Below are 13,966 nucleotides of genomic sequence, written 5' to 3'. Positions count from 1 at the left end.
CTCTCGTCGTGTTCGGGCCCGCCCGGGGCGGGGCGCGGCGCACCCCGCCCCGGACGGACCGCCATCGGTCGGCTCGGCCGGTCAGCAGCAGTTGAACAGGCTGCCCTGGCTGCAGCACTCCCACCAGCTGAAGTCGCTTCGCGCTCCGCTGGCGTGCTCGACGTGGAGGCTCTGGAGTTCGAGAATCTTCGCCATTTTCGGTTTCACCTCTTTCCGGTCACGTAAGGGGGTCGGGAGCGTGCGGTCGCGATCGGCGGGGTACGGAACGTCGATCAGCAGCCGCAGGTGAAGGGAACCCAGCTGCCGGTGCTGCAGCATTCCCACACGCTGCCGTTGCTGTCGGCGGCGGCTGCGGAGTCGGCGCGCTCGACGTCCAGGTTCTGCAGTTCGAGGATCGAGGCCATGTCGGTGTTCACCTCCTTCGCGGTGTCGAGGATCGTCATCGGTCCGCCCCTTCCGCGGGACTGAGGAAGGGGAGTTCGAGGGGGCGGCCGCTCAGCGCGGCGCCCAGGGTGAGCAGGACCCCGGCCGATCCGGTGGCCAGGTCCATCGACAGCCGCAGGAGCTGGTCCCCGATGAAGGCGATCCGCTCCGGCGCCCCGCCGGCGTCCCGCTCGGCGTCCCGCTCGGGCTCCTGGTCGGACTCCCGGCCGGGGAACGGGACGGCGTGCCAGCCGATGTTGCGCAGATGGCGCCGCACCGCCGGGTCGCCGGGCCCCGCACCGGTGTGCAGCAGGTAGGCCAGGATCCCGGCGCGGCCGTTGAACAGGCCGCTCTGCACGAAGTAGTGCGGTTCCGCGGCGCGGCGGACGCCCTCCTGGGCCTCCTGGAACTCCGGCTCCGCGCGATGGCGCAGGTACTCGTGCAGGACGAGCCCGATGCCCGCGCTGCCGGTGGCGACGTACGGAAGCACCCGCCACCCCTCGTCCACCTGGAGGGTGCGGTCCTTCTGCGTCCACTTGCAGGCGTCCAGGTCCCGCCGCAGCGCCCGCTCGGCGTGGTCGAGCAGGCTCCGGTCCCCGGTCGCCTCGAACAACCGGATCAGGAACAGCGCCGGACCGGACGAGCCGTACATCAGCCCGGCCCGGTACAGGCCGTCCTGCGGACGGTCGAGGTCGCGGACGAGCCGTTCGGCGGTCGCCCGCGCCGCCTCGGCGTACGACCGGTCGCCGCTGCTCCGCGCGAAATGGAGCTGGTTGAGCCCGATCCCGGCCAGCCCGCGGAACAGGCTGCGGTCCACCGCCGCGTCCGGCTCGGGCGCGTGCTCCATGATCTCCAGGGCCTCGGCGCGTCGGCCGAGCCGGTCCAGCGCGTACGCGACCCCCGCGACGCCGTCGAAGAAGCCGGGCGGGGGCCGCTGCACCGAGCCGACGGCCCGTACCAGCCAGTCCTCGTGCTCGGGGAACCGTCCGGCGCCGCTCTCCGCCAGCGCCCACAGCACGCCCGCCGCGCCGTGCCCGAACCCGATGCCCCCGTTGGAGGTGGCGAACTGCTCGATGTCGCCGGGGAACAGGCGGTCGGTCCGGTGCGGGGTGGCGGCCGACAGGATCGCGCCCGCGATCGAGTCGCGGAGCCGGTCCCAGGACGCGGGCGCGGGCTCCGGCCACAGCGCGCTCGCCCCGGGCGGGCCGCCGTCCGGGCGTCCGGACGGCGTGCCGGAGCGGATGTCGGCGCGGACCTTGCCGGCGTAGTCGGCGGGCAGCGGGAAGCGCCCGGTGACGAACTCGATGAACTGCTCGACCTTGCCGTCGTCCCAGCGCAGGACGGCGGTCAGCGACATGAAGACGGCCAGCCGGATGCATCCCAGCGCGTACCGGTCGACGGCGACGCCGGTGTAGCCGGGCGGGGCCTGGTAGCCGGGCGCGCCCAGCGCCGGACGCGTCGCCTGCGCGGCGTCGGCGACCAGTTCGAAGTCGACGAACGCGATCGTGTCGTCGTCCCGCACGATGATGTTGCCGGGGTGCAGGTCACCGAACACGGCACCGCGGCGGTGCAGCTCGTCCAGCGCCAGCTCGATCTGCTCCAGGATGTCCAGCGCCCAGGCGGCGTAGCCGGCGATCTCGTCGGCGGTCGCGCCGACGTGCAGCAGCGGGTTGCGGCGCACCATGTGGTGCGACAGGGTCTCCCCGGCCACGAACTCGCGGACGAGGAAGTGGTGCTCCCAGCAGACGCGGTGGTCCACCATGCGGGGGATGCAGTCGAGGTCGGCCATGCGCTCGAGGAACCGGCGTTCCCGGTCCAGCCGGACGACGGCGTCGTCCTCGTCGCGGTCCAGCCCGGCCATCGGCCGCGCCTCCTTGACCAGGACCTCCCCGCCGGTGCGGGTGTCGGTGGCGCGGTAGAGGCCCCCGCCGTTGGAGAAGTGCAGCGCCTTGTGGATCTCGAACGGGAAGTCGTCCGGCGTGCCGGTATCGCGGGCGGCCAGCGCCGGCTCGAGGCAGGCGGGCACGGTGACCCAGTCCGGAACCCGGAAGACCGGATCGCGGTGGTCCGGGACGAGCCGGCCGTCCGGCGTCTCGATGGCCGGCACCGGCTCGCCGTACTCCGACCGGCACGACCTTTCCCGGAAGCCGCCGTAGCGCACGAACAGCGGCCCGGATCCCCAGCGGAGATCGCTCAGGATATAGGGGGCCCGCTGCCCTTCGAGCATGCCGCCGAGTTCACGCAGCGTCTGTTCGAGGACCCGCTCGTCGGCGGGATAGATCGTCATGAATTTTCCGCTTCCGCCGCGTTCGGCGTACTTGCTGTTGCGGGCCAGAAGCACGCGTCGGCTGCGCAGGTACTTGAAGAAGACGTCGTGCTCGACGCAGTATTTCGCGACGATGTCCAGAATTTCTTCGGCATTGTGCAGTCCGGCCGAAACGTGGATCTTCCAGCCCTGGTCGGGAATCGATCCGTCGGTTCGCCCCTGCATCGTCCAGACGCCTCTCGGCTGTCGCGTCCAGCCGTCCGGCACCTGCCTGCCTGCGGAGAAGCCGTCGTCTTCGCCGGGAACCTCGGTGGAAGGCGCGTCATAGAAGACCGGATCCACCATTCCGTACGCGTGATACCGAAGATCCATGCATGGCTCCAATCAGCACCCGGGGGTCCCGGCATAGCCGACATGGTGGGCGATGTGCCGACCGGACGGCGACTCTCTTCGGCGCTCTCCGAAATGTCCACGAATTATGCTTCGGCGCTGACCTGAACGTGCCGGTCAGCGGGGTCGCCGGGACCGTCGTGCGACTTTGGCGGCCGACGATCGACATTCCCGTCCGGCTTCCGCGTGGTTATAGTTCAAGTGGCCGGGGACCGGCGCACTTTCCGGGCGGGCAACGCGAAGCGATGTGATGCGATGTGATCCGATGGCCATGATGATCGGCGCCACGGCGGCCTCGCTGGTCGTGCTCGTCCTGACCGCCGGGGCCGTGGGCCACGCGCTGCGGCCCTCCGTCCTGACCGGGGCGCTGCACGCGCAGGGAACCGTCGCGCCGCGCCTGATCGGTCCGCTGGCCGCGGCCGTGCCCGCGGCGGAGGCGGTGCCCGCCGTGCTGGCCGCGCACGCCCTGCTCGCCGACCGGCCCGGCCAGCTGCGCGTCGCGATGGCCGCCGGCGCGGCGCTGCTGTGCGGTTACGCCGCCTACGGCCTCGTGGTCGCCCGCACCCGGCGGGACGTCCCGTGCGGCTGTTCGGCCGCGGGAACGCCGATGAACGGATGGGTGGTCGCCAGGGCCGCCGCGCTGGCGGCCGCGGCGGGATGGGCGGTGGCGGCGGCCGGTCCGGCCGCCGCCGCGACCGGCGGCCGGGCGGGCGTGGCGGCACTGGCCGGGGCCGTGTTCGCGATCCTGCTGTGGGAACTTCCCGCACTGCCGTCCGCCGCCGCGCCGGCCCGGTGAGGACCGGCGCGCAGGCCGGAAGGAGACCGCCGACATGACGTTCGAGACGACCGCCGACCTGGTCTGCTGGACGGCCCTGGTCCTGCTGGCCCTCGCGCTCGTCCGGGTGAACCGGCGGCTGCGCGCCGTCGAGGCCCGCGTTCCCGAGCCCGGCCTGCCCGCCGGTACGAGGGCGCCCGGACTCGACCGGCTCGGGGTCGCCCCGGCCGGGCCGACGCTGCTGCTGTTCCTCAGCTCCGGCTGCGGCGGCTGCCCCGCCGTTCTGGAGGAGGCCGTGGCGCTGGCGGCCGACCCGGCGAGCGTTCCGATGCGGGCGGTGTTCTCGGGCGACGGCCTCCCCGTGGACGACGGGCTCATCCCCGTGCACACCGGGGAGCGGGAGCTCATGTCCGCCTACCGGGTTCCGGGGACGCCGTTCGCCGTGCTCGTCGAGTCCGGCCGGGTGCGCAGGGCGGTGCCGGTCCGCTCCCTCGACCTCCTCAAGGAACTGGCCGCACCCGCTGCGGCGAAGCCGGCACGGGACGGCGGGACAGGGCGACGCCCAGCGGCGTGATCGCGTGCACCGCCTGCCGGCCCACCCGTCCGGTGGTGATCAGGCCCGCCTCGCGGAGGACCTTCGCGTGCTCGCTGGCCGTGGCCGGGGTGACGCCCAGCCGCCTGGCCAGTTCCGTGGTGGTCGTCCCGTCCGCCGCCCCGCAGAGCGCGGCCGCGCGGGTCGTCCCCAGCAGTGCCGAGAGCGCGTCGGGCCGCTCGCACGGATGATCGTGCAGTGCCGCCCCGAAGTCGGTGAACGTGGGGAAGAACAGCACCGCGGGCCCATGCCCGTCCCGGTTCTCCAGGAGGACGGGCCTGCGGCCGCAGAACACCGAGGGCGCCAGCACCAGCCCGCGCCCGTCCAGCTTGACCGTCCGTGACTCCGGACATCGGACTTCCAGGACACCGGCGTCCCAGCGGGTGTCGGCCGAGAGAGTCGACAGCAGGAGCTCGACGCCGCCTCGGGCGACCGTCCGGAGCCGGAAACTGCGCTCCACGTCGATTCTGCTCTGGATCCGATCCCAGTAAGGGGTGATCGCGGCGCACCGGTAATCCCGCAGCGCATCGCCGAGTTCTCGGAGCGCCGCCGGGTCCCCGGCCGCGAGGGGCTCCGCGTGCACCGGGAGCCGCGGCAACGCGGAGAGCTCCCGGGCCAGCCGATCGCCGGGCGTCGAGACGATCGCCTCGATGCTCTCGTTCCAGCCCTGGTCCTCCCCGCCGCGCATGAGGAATTCCGCGAACGGTCCTTCCGCCGGGCACAGCGCCATCAGTATCCGGCTCGACCGCGGCAGGCGGGCGCGCGTCCGCGCGCGCCACCCGTCGAGCATCCCCCGGCCGGACCGCGTCCGGAGCGCCCGAACGCTCAGGACGGTCTCCCATAGCGGGTGCGCCCCGGAGAGCCTGGTGCGCGCCAGATCATGACCGGTGAAGCGAATGTGCAGCATGGGGTCCCCCGATCCCATCGTCCTCCGTTGTCCGACAACGCGAGACACAGGGACCACGACCGAAAGACATGTCGCAGCACGGAACGCACACCCCGCTGGTCCCCGACCAATGGCATGAAGTGCATCCCCTGGGCATGCCATTGACTTGCCTGACATGTCTAACCTGACGACTACGGGCCAGTCAAGACATGGAGTGAGATATTTCGTTCGCCTGCATTCCAGTGCGCTCTTGCCGGAGCGCCAGGTGATCGTCTACCGCGCGATGTGTCCGCCGCGCGAAAGGATCTTTTCGGTCCCGTTCCGACGCAGTAATTTGTCTGCATATGCTGCGCTTCGCCTCCCGGCCGGAGGGGAGGCCGACGGGTGGCGCGCCGGCCGCGTGCGGCAAGGTCGCCGCTGCCGTCAAGGTGACAGCCCTGTGGTGCGGTCGCGGCCGCCGCGGGCTTCAGGGCCGGGCGGCGGAGGCCGGGGGGCGGGAGTTTCCGAGTGAGGCGTTCCGGGAGATGTAGTGGAGCGGCGGCCGAATTTCACTATTCTGTCGACTCTTCTAGTGGGGGACGCGCAATTGTTATCGTCGTCGACGCCGCTTTGTGTAGGGCGCGGTCTGCGGCACGTGCGGCACTGTTCTGCTATGTGCCGATCGTCCCCCGAAGGCACCGTCCGAACTGGGCGCCGGTCCGCTGAAGGCGCCGCCGGCATTTTCTCGGCCGCCCGAGCGACGTCGGGTGGAATGGCGCCGCCCCGCCCGCCGGGCGGCGCGCCTGCGCATCGTTCCCCGCATGCGGCGGCAACGAGCGAACGGAATCCGGTGCCACCGCGCCGCTGCTTCCCTTCAGCGGGACTGCCCGTCCGGCCGTGGGTCCGCCGCCCGCGGTCGGCGGCGAAAGCCGAACTCGGCACCGCCGACCGTCCGGTGGAGCCGGCGCTGTGGCGCGACGCGACGACTTTCCCGCCTGCGAGGCCGTCCGGCTGGGCGCCGCCGTGCGCCGCGCGTGGTCGTCGTCGCCGGTCACGGCGTACCTCGACGTCGACCATCCGGGCGTCCTCGGCTCCTGGACGGGGGACGAGCGGGAATGGCGGGCCGTCCCGCAGCGGGCCTCGCGGGCGGACGCGGCCGAGGCCGGGCTCCGGACTGAACCGGGCCCCGAGCGGTATCGGCTCGGTGCTTCCTGCGGTAATGGCAGTCGCACATGAGTCGCCCCTGTACTGCAAGAACGCGATGTCGGCAGAAAATCCATCGCCGGAATCGCATGGAGATCAACTTGTGAGCCGGTCGGCGGGGGGTGCGGAGGGGGCGTGTGCGGAAGCCGGTGATCTCCACCGAGTTGTGCGTGACTGCAAGGTGATATAGATCACATCGCAACGGTCGAGTACGGAGTAGAGTCCTGCCTGACACGGCCGAACCCCGCAAGTAATCCCACCCGTAGATAACGGACCGATCCAAGTCCGGTTCGTCATGCCTGCGACTGGCGGCTCGAACATGCTGGAGATCAGCCTCGACCACGAGGATTCCCTGTCCCCGCCCCGTCAAATATACCGGCAGATCCGTCTCGCAATTATGGCGGGCGGCTTATGCGACGGTGACGCGCTGCCATCGGTGGCGGAGTTGGCGCGGCACCTTGACGTCGCGGAAGGCGCGGTCGGTGCGGCCTACGGGTGGATGAGCGCCGAAGGTTTCGTGGAGTTGCACCAGGGCGGGCCGCGCATTCGCGTCGGCGTGCGGGAAACGCGGCCGCCCGGGCGGCCCGCGGCGCCGATCGAACTCTGGGCGGACCTGCCGAAACCGCCGGCGCGGCCCGGCGCGGCGCCCGAATACGACTTCCGCACCGGGATACCGGACAGGCACCTGTTCCCGACGGAAACCTGGCGGCACCTGCTGGCGGAGCAACTGGCCGCGATGCCGTCCCAGTCGCTGGTCTACGAGGATCCGCGCGGAAACGCCGACCTGCGGACGGAGATCGCCGCGCACCTGCGGCGGGTCCGGGACGTCCGCGCGACGGCGGCGGACGTCCTCGTCACCAACGGATCGCAGCAGGCGGTGCACCTCGCGGCCCGCGTGCTGCTGCGGCCGGGCGACCGGGTCGCCGTCGAGAACCCGGGCTACCCGCCGCCGCGGCAGATGTTCGCGAGCCTGGGAGCCGAGCCCGTCGGGGTCCGGGTCGACGCGGAGGGCGTCGTCGTGGCCGAGATCCCGGACGACTGCCGGCTCGTCTACGTCACCCCGTCGCACCAGTTCCCGCTGGGCACGCCGATGTCGCTGCGCCGCAAGCTGGACCTGCTGGCGTGGGCGCGGCGGCGCGGCGCGGTGATCGTGGAGGACGACTACGACAGCGAGCTGACCTTCACCGACCGGCCGCTGGAACCGCTGCGCGCGATGGCTGCCGACCACGTGCTCTACGTCGGCTCGTTCTCCAAGGTGCTGCTGCCGATGCTGCGGCTCGGGCACATGGTCGCCCCGGCCGCGCTGCGGCCAGCGCTGGCGAAGGCGAAGTACCTCACGGACGTCGGCACCCCGAGCGTGGAGCAGGCCGCGCTGGCGCGGTTCCTGGCCGGCGGCGGATTCGCTGATCACCTGCGCACGGTGCACGGCGAGTACGGAGCCCGGCGCGAGGTGCTGATCGACGTCCTCGCGCGCGACTTCGGCGACGTCCTGACGCTCGTGCCGGCGGAGGCCGGGCTGCACGTGACCGTCCGCGCCGAGCGGGACATGTGGCCGCTCGTGCTGGCCGCGCGCCGGGCGGGGATCTGGCTGTACTCGCTCGGCGACTTCACGGACCCGCCGAACTCCGCGCACGGGCTGCTGTTCGGCTACGGAGCGGTGCCGGTCGACGCGATCGAGCCGGGACTCCGGAAACTGCGAGAGATCCACGACCGGAAGGGCAGGAAATGAACCAGCAGAAACCCGACTTCTCGCTGAGCGCCGACGAGTTGGCGCAGTTCCAGCGGGACGGCTACCTCGGGCCGTTCGACCTCTACGCGCCGGACGAGATGGAGCGCAACCTGCGTGCCCTGCGTCCCAAACTGCTCAATACGAAGACCTCCGTCTACGTCGAGGATCAGGCGGTCTCCGGGAGCACCAACCTCGCCAACTACGACCGCCATCTCGACGTCGATTTTCTGGCCGAGCACATCACCCGGCCCGAGATCGTCGACCGCGTCGCGAGCATTCTCGGTCCGGACGTGCTGTGCTGGCGCAGCGAGTTCTTCCCCAAATACCCGGGCGACGAGGGAACCGACTGGCACCAGGCCGACAACTTCTCCAATGTCGCGGGCGCCAAGCATCCGCAGATCGTCTGGCCCGAGGACGCCGAGTTCGGCGGCACCGTCACCGTCTGGACGGCGTTCACCGAAGCGAGCGTCGACACCGGCTGCCTGCAGTTCATTCCCGGCTCGCACAAGACCATGAACTATGACGAGTCCAAGGTCATGACGTACGACGCCGAGGCCATCAACAAGGTCGACAAGAACGGGGTCCGGCGCGGCTTCTTCGGCTACGACTACCGGCAGCTGCAGAAAGATCCCGACTGGAGCCCGGATGAGACGAAGGCGGTCTCGCAGGTGATGCGCCAAGGCCAGTTCGTCATCTTCTGGTCCACGCTCATGCACGCCTCCCACCCGCACAGCGGGAAGACCGGCACGATGCGGCTCGGCTACGCGGGCCGGTACCTGCCCACCTCCGTCCGCGTCTACCCCTACTCCGACCGGCTGGAGGAGTTCGGGGGTTCGGTGAGCCTGGAGAAGTTCGGCAACGTGCTGGTGTCCGGCCGGGACGTGTTCGGGCACAACAGGTTCGCGGACGCGACCCGGTCGGGCCGGCCGTTCGAGGCGCGCCGGACGGGAGCGCACGCGTGAGCGGGGACGCCGTGCGCGGGGACAACGTGCGCGGGGACGCGGGACGGCTGCGCGACTGGGTTCTCGGAACGTGCCAGGACCTGGGGCTCCCGCTCCGGCACGACGAGGACGACTTCTTCGAGGCGGGCGGCACGTCGCTGTCGGCCGCGAAGCTGATCGGACGCGCGGAGGAGGAGTTCGGCGAGGACGCGCTGCCGCCCGAGGCGCTGTTCGAGGGCAGCACGGTGGGCGAGCTCGTGGCCACCCTGGCCCGGCACGTTCCGGCGACGGCCCGCGACCGGGAGGGCTGACCGTGCCGCCTGACGGCGACCCGTGGCTGCTGCGGCTCAAGCGGGCGTCGCGCGAGCCGGCCGTCACCCTGATCTGCGTCCCGTACGCGGGCGGGAACCCCGCCCTGTTCCGCTCCTGGGCGGACGCGCTGGACGACAACGTCGGGCTGGTGGCGGTCAGGCTCCCCGGCCGGGGCTCGCGGATCAAGGAACCGTCGTGCGCCGACTGGGCGACCCTGCTGGCGCGCGCCTCCGCCGCGCTGGCCCCGCTCCTGGACGCACCGCACGCGTTCTTCGGGCACAGTTTCGGCGGCAGGACGGCCTACGAGCTGGCGCACCTCGCCGCGGCCGAGCACCCCGGCCGCACCGTGCGGCTGTTCGTGTCCGGCTGCCGGAGCCCGAACCGGCACCGCCGCCCCCACCTCCATCCGCTGCCCGACGCGGAGTTCCGGGCGGCGCTGCGGGACATGGGCGGCATGCCCGAGGACCTGCTCGCCAGCGAACCGCTGATGCGGATGCTCGTGCCCGCCGTGCGCAGCGACCTCCGGCTCGCCGAGCTGTGGGACGACCGCGCGGCGACGCCGCTGGACGTGCCGCTGACGGTGCTCTACGGGCGGGACGACCCGATCGACCCGCTCGCGGCGATGGCGGACTGGCCCGCGTTCGGCGGCCGCGGGTGCGAGCTGGTCGAGCTGCCGGGCGCGCACTTCTTCGTCGACAGCCACCGCGGGCTCGTCCTGGACGTGATCAACGAGAGATTGGGGACGTCAGGTGCGACGGCTGGTGGCCGCCCCCGGGGCGCTGGCCATTCATGATCGGATCAACCGGACCGCCGTGGAGTATCCCGACGACCGCGGGGTCGCGGCGCTGTTCGAGCGGCAGGCCGTCCGCACCCCGGACGCGACCGCCGTCGTGCACCGCGAACGCACCCTCAGTTACCGGGAGCTCGACCTCCTCGCCGACGGCCTCGCCGCCCGCCTGCACGAGGCCGGGGTCGGCCGCGGCGACGTCGTCGGCGTGTGCTGCGCCCGGTCGCCCGAGCTGATCGCCGCGCTGCTCGCGGTGCTCAAGTGCGGTGCCGCCTACCTCCCCTTCGACCCGGACTGGCCGGACGGACGGCTGCGCCTCGTCCTCGGCCGGGCCCGCTGCGGCGTCGTCGTGACCGACCGGCCCCCGGCACTGCGCGCCCGCCTGCCCGAGCAGCGGTTCGTGCCCGCGGACGGTGCGGCGGGCGGTGCGGTGTCCGGGGCGGCTCCGGCGGTGCGGGCGGACCCCGACGACATCGCCTACATCAACTTCACCTCGGGCTCGACGGGGACGCCCAAGGGCGTTCCGATCCGCCACCGGAGCATCGTCCGGCTCGTCCATGCCGCCCGCTACGCGCGGCTCGACGAGCACGCCCGGCTGCTCCAGCTGGCGCCGATCTCCTTCGACGCGGCCACCTTCGAGATCTGGGGCGCGCTGCTGAACGGGGGCACGTGCGTCCTGTACCCGTCCGCCTTCCTGCGGTTCTCCGAGCTGAGGAAGGTGCTGGAGGCGCAGCGCGTCACCGTCGTCTGGCTGACGGCGGCGCTGTTCAACACGATCGTGGACGAGGCGCCCGCGACGCTCGCGAGCGTCGGGACGATCCTCACCGGCGGCGAGGCGCATTCGCTGCGGCACATCGCCGCCGCACTGCGGCACTACGGTCCGGACCGGATCGTCAACGCCTACGGCCCGACCGAGAGCACGACCTTCGCCACCTACCACCCGGTGCGGGCGCTGGACCCGGACGGCTCGCCGTTGCCGATCGGCACGCCGATCCAGAACACGCGCCTCTACCTCGTCGACGGCGACCGGCTCTGCGGGGCGGGGGAGACGGGGGAGGTCTGGCTCGCCGGGCCGGGCCTCTCGCCCGGCTACCTCGCGAACCCCGCCGCGACCCGCGAGCGGTTCGTCGAGCGCGACATCGGCGGGCGCCGGGAACGGCTGTACCGCACCGGCGACCGGGGCCGCTTCCGGCCCGACGGGGCCGTCGTGTTCCTGGGGCGGCTGGACGACCAGGTGAAGATCAACGGGCACCGCATCGAGCCCGGCGAGGTCGTCCACCACCTCAACCGGCACCCGCACGTCCGGCAGAGCCACGTCGTGGTCGGCGCGACGGCGGCGGGGGAGAGGACCCTGGTCGCCTTCGTCGTCCCGGAGCACGAGGCGTGCACGGCGGCGTCGGTTCGCGAGCACCTGAGGGCGGAACTCCCGAAATACCTGATCCCCTCGGTGATCCACTTCTGCGCCGCGCTGCCGCTGTCGGCGAACGGGAAGGTCGACCGGCGCGCCCTGCTGACCCTTCACGAACGCGCGACCGGCGCGCCGGTGACCGCGCCGGATCGACCCCACCCCAACCCCGACGAAACGGACTAATGGCAACGAAACGGGTATGTCTCTGTCGTGTGACGTGAAGCCGCGACGCCCGCGCGGCGGGGGTGACGGAAACGGGCCCCGTCGCGGGCGTGCGCGAGCCGGACTCTCGATGGGGGGAGAGGTCGTGCCGAACACGAACCGAGGCGTGGTGTACGAAGGGCCGGGCACGGTCCAGGTCGAGGACCTGGAGTTCCCGCGCCTGGAACTCGCCGAACAGGGCGGCCGCAAGCTGGAGCACGGGGTCATCCTCAAGGTGCTGGCCACCAACATCTGCGGCTCCGACCAGCACATGGTGCGGGGCCGGACGACCGCGCCGGCGGGGCTCACGCTCGGCCACGAGATCACCGGCGAGGTGATCGAGCTCGGCAGGGACGTGGAGTTCGTCGAGCGGGGAGACCTGGTCAGCGTCCCGTTCAACATCGCCTGCGGCCGCTGCCGCAACTGCAAGGAGCGCAACACCGGCGTGTGCGAGAACGTCAACCGGGAGCGGCCGGGCGCGGCGTACGGCTACGTCGACATGGGCGGCTGGCACGGCGGCCAGGCGGAGTACGCGGTCGTCCCGTACGCCGATTTCAACCTGCTGAAGTTCCCCGCCGACCGCGACACCGTGATGGCCAAGCTGCGGGATCTGGCGATGCTGTCGGACATCTTCCCGACCGGCTACCACGGCGCCGTCACGGCGGGCGTGACCACCGGCTCGACCGTGTACGTCGCCGGGGCCGGCCCGGTCGGCCTGGCCTGCGCGACCGCCTGCCTGCTGCTGGGCGCCGCCGTCGTGATCGTCGGGGACATGAACCCGCGGCGGCTGGAGCAGGCGCGCGGCTTCGGCTGCGAGACGATCGACCTGGCCGGCCACGCGGACGTCGCCGAGCAGATCGAGGAGATCCTCGGCGTCCCGGAGGTCGACGCGGCCGTCGACTGCGTCGGCTTCGAGGCGCGCGGCCACGGCCCCGAAGGGGCGGGCGTGGAACGGCCGGCGACCGTCCTCAACACCCTGATGGGAGTTACCCGAGCCGCCGGAGGGGTCGGCATCCCCGGACTGTACGTCACCGGCGATCCGGGGGCCGCCGACGAGAACGCCCGAGCCGGACGGCTCGGGCTGGACTTCGGGCTCGGCTGGGCCAAGTCGCAGTCCTTCGCCACGGGCCAGTGCCCGGTGATGAAGTACAACCGGCAGCTGATGATGGCGATCCTGTACGACCGGGTGCACATCGCCCGGAACGTCGGCGCGTCCGTCATCCCGCTCGAAAGCGCGCCCGAGGGCTACGCCGAGTTCGACCACGGGGCCGCGCACAAGTACGTGCTGGACCCGCACGGACTGGTCGGGGCCGGGGTCTGACCCGGCGGTCAGTCGTCGTTGAGCAGGCCCTTGGCCAGCGCGACCGCCGCCGGCAGGGCGAAGGGCGCGTGCCTTTCCAGCGTCATCAGGGCGGTCGCGGTGCCGGCGATGTGGTCGACGATGAGGTCGCGGGCACGCCTGCGGTCGCGCGCGATGCACGCGTCCAGGATCTGCCGGTGCTCGTCGAGCCGGGCGGCGACGAACTCGCGGTCCGGTTCCTGCTTCAGGAAGGCCCGCTGGTAGCGCTCGGCGTGGTCGAACATCCGCTCGAGGTGGTCCGCCAGGCGCTGCCCCGCGCCGATCCGCAGGCGGCTGTGGAAGCGGCGGTGCGCCGCACCGTCCCCGGAGGCGGTCAACTCGGCGTCCCGCTCCAGTTCCTCGAAGTCCGCGCCGCGCAGCACCGGGACGGTCAGCCAGATCGCCAGTGCCTCGTCGACGACCCGCGCGGAGTACAGGTCGTCGAGGTCGCGGAGGCTGAGGGAGCTGATCTGGACGGACCGGTGCGGGTTGCTGACCACGAGCCCTTCCTGCTCCAGCAGCCGCAGCGCCTCCCGCAGCGGGGTCCGGCTGACGTTCAGGCGGCGGCTCAGCTCGGGTTGCGAGATCTCGGTGCCCGGCGCGAGGTCGCCCTCCAGGATCAGGCGGCGGAGCGCTTCGTGCACGTTCCGGGTGCCGGCGCCGGACCCGGCGGCCGGAGCCGGGGCCGGGCCGTCGGCGTTCCCGGCCGGACCGGGCCGACCTGCGGTGTCCATG

Annotated in this window: 13 protein-coding genes; 9 read left to right on the top strand and 4 right to left on the bottom strand. The window is 72.2% G+C overall.

Annotated features, from left to right (window positions below; genetic code table 11):
- Nucleotides 1-272: 272 nt before the first annotated feature.
- Together F7P10_RS09640 and lanKC are read right to left on the bottom strand one after the other, a co-directional pair.
- Nucleotides 273-443 carry a SapB/AmfS family lanthipeptide gene (locus F7P10_RS09640; RefSeq protein WP_151009030.1) on the bottom strand — a complete coding sequence of 57 codons (171 nt, stop codon included), beginning with the start codon at nt 441-443 and terminating at the stop codon, nt 273-275.
- The gene (gene lanKC / locus F7P10_RS09635; protein WP_151009029.1) at nt 440-3,061 is read right to left on the bottom strand and encodes a class III lanthionine synthetase LanKC; all 2,622 of its coding nucleotides are present in this window, start codon (nt 3,059-3,061) and stop codon (nt 440-442) included. The genes F7P10_RS09640 and lanKC overlap by 4 nt, the downstream gene beginning before the upstream one ends.
- A gap of 283 nt (nt 3,062-3,344) precedes the next feature.
- Between lanKC and F7P10_RS09630 the strand changes: the two genes are divergently transcribed.
- Together F7P10_RS09630 and F7P10_RS09625 are read left to right on the top strand one after the other, a co-directional pair.
- Complete coding sequence (locus tag F7P10_RS09630) at nt 3,345-3,875, top strand: MauE/DoxX family redox-associated membrane protein (RefSeq protein ID WP_151009028.1); 531 nt, start codon at nt 3,345-3,347, stop codon at nt 3,873-3,875.
- Between the two features lie 34 nt (nt 3,876-3,909).
- Nucleotides 3,910-4,428 (top strand): hypothetical protein, encoded by a 519-nt coding sequence (locus F7P10_RS09625; protein ID WP_151009027.1) that lies wholly within the window; start codon nt 3,910-3,912, stop codon nt 4,426-4,428.
- On the opposite strand, the gene F7P10_RS09620 is transcribed toward F7P10_RS09625, so the two are convergent.
- Nucleotides 4,355-5,353 carry a helix-turn-helix transcriptional regulator gene (locus F7P10_RS09620; protein WP_176611380.1) on the bottom strand — a complete coding sequence of 333 codons (999 nt, stop codon included), beginning with the start codon at nt 5,351-5,353 and terminating at the stop codon, nt 4,355-4,357. The genes F7P10_RS09625 and F7P10_RS09620 overlap by 74 nt on opposite strands.
- A 927-nt stretch (nt 5,354-6,280) precedes the next feature.
- Between F7P10_RS09620 and F7P10_RS09615 the strand changes: the two genes are divergently transcribed.
- The 7 genes from F7P10_RS09615 (at nt 6,281) to fdhA (ending at nt 13,213) form a co-directional block, all read left to right on the top strand.
- Nucleotides 6,281-6,547 (top strand): hypothetical protein, encoded by a 267-nt coding sequence (locus tag F7P10_RS09615; protein WP_176611379.1) that lies wholly within the window; start codon nt 6,281-6,283, stop codon nt 6,545-6,547.
- Between the two features lie 262 nt (nt 6,548-6,809).
- Nucleotides 6,810-8,243: a PLP-dependent aminotransferase family protein gene (locus F7P10_RS09610; protein WP_218040444.1), complete on the top strand. Its 1,434-nt coding sequence runs from the start codon at nt 6,810-6,812 to the stop codon at nt 8,241-8,243.
- On the top strand, nt 8,240-9,205 hold the full coding sequence (locus F7P10_RS09605; RefSeq protein ID WP_151009025.1) for a chlorinating enzyme: 966 nt from the start codon (nt 8,240-8,242) through the stop codon (nt 9,203-9,205). Before F7P10_RS09610 ends, F7P10_RS09605 begins: the two co-directional genes overlap by 4 nt.
- Nucleotides 9,202-9,495 carry a phosphopantetheine-binding protein gene (locus F7P10_RS09600; protein ID WP_176611378.1) on the top strand — a complete coding sequence of 98 codons (294 nt, stop codon included), beginning with the start codon at nt 9,202-9,204 and terminating at the stop codon, nt 9,493-9,495. Before F7P10_RS09605 ends, F7P10_RS09600 begins: the two co-directional genes overlap by 4 nt.
- A gap of 2 nt (nt 9,496-9,497) precedes the next feature.
- The gene (locus F7P10_RS09595; protein ID WP_151009024.1) at nt 9,498-10,289 is read left to right on the top strand and encodes a thioesterase II family protein; all 792 of its coding nucleotides are present in this window, start codon (nt 9,498-9,500) and stop codon (nt 10,287-10,289) included.
- Nucleotides 10,246-11,874 (top strand): amino acid adenylation domain-containing protein, encoded by a 1,629-nt coding sequence (locus tag F7P10_RS09590; protein ID WP_151009023.1) that lies wholly within the window; start codon nt 10,246-10,248, stop codon nt 11,872-11,874. Before F7P10_RS09595 ends, F7P10_RS09590 begins: the two co-directional genes overlap by 44 nt.
- Nucleotides 11,875-11,998: 124 nt before the next feature.
- Entirely contained in the window at nt 11,999-13,213 is a 1,215-nt protein-coding gene (gene fdhA, locus F7P10_RS09585; protein WP_254716515.1) for a formaldehyde dehydrogenase, glutathione-independent, read from the top strand.
- Between the two features lie 8 nt (nt 13,214-13,221).
- Here fdhA and F7P10_RS09580 read toward each other — a convergent pair whose 3' ends face one another.
- Nucleotides 13,222-13,965: a GntR family transcriptional regulator gene (locus F7P10_RS09580; protein WP_151009021.1), complete on the bottom strand. Its 744-nt coding sequence runs from the start codon at nt 13,963-13,965 to the stop codon at nt 13,222-13,224.
- Nucleotide 13,966: the final 1 nt, after the last annotated feature.

Source organism: Actinomadura sp. WMMB 499 (genome assembly GCF_008824145.1).
Lineage (GTDB): Bacteria > Actinomycetota > Actinomycetes > Streptosporangiales > Streptosporangiaceae > Spirillospora.
The sequence above is the reverse complement of the archived record's forward strand: the minus strand, read 5'-3'. Positions and strand labels throughout refer to the sequence as shown.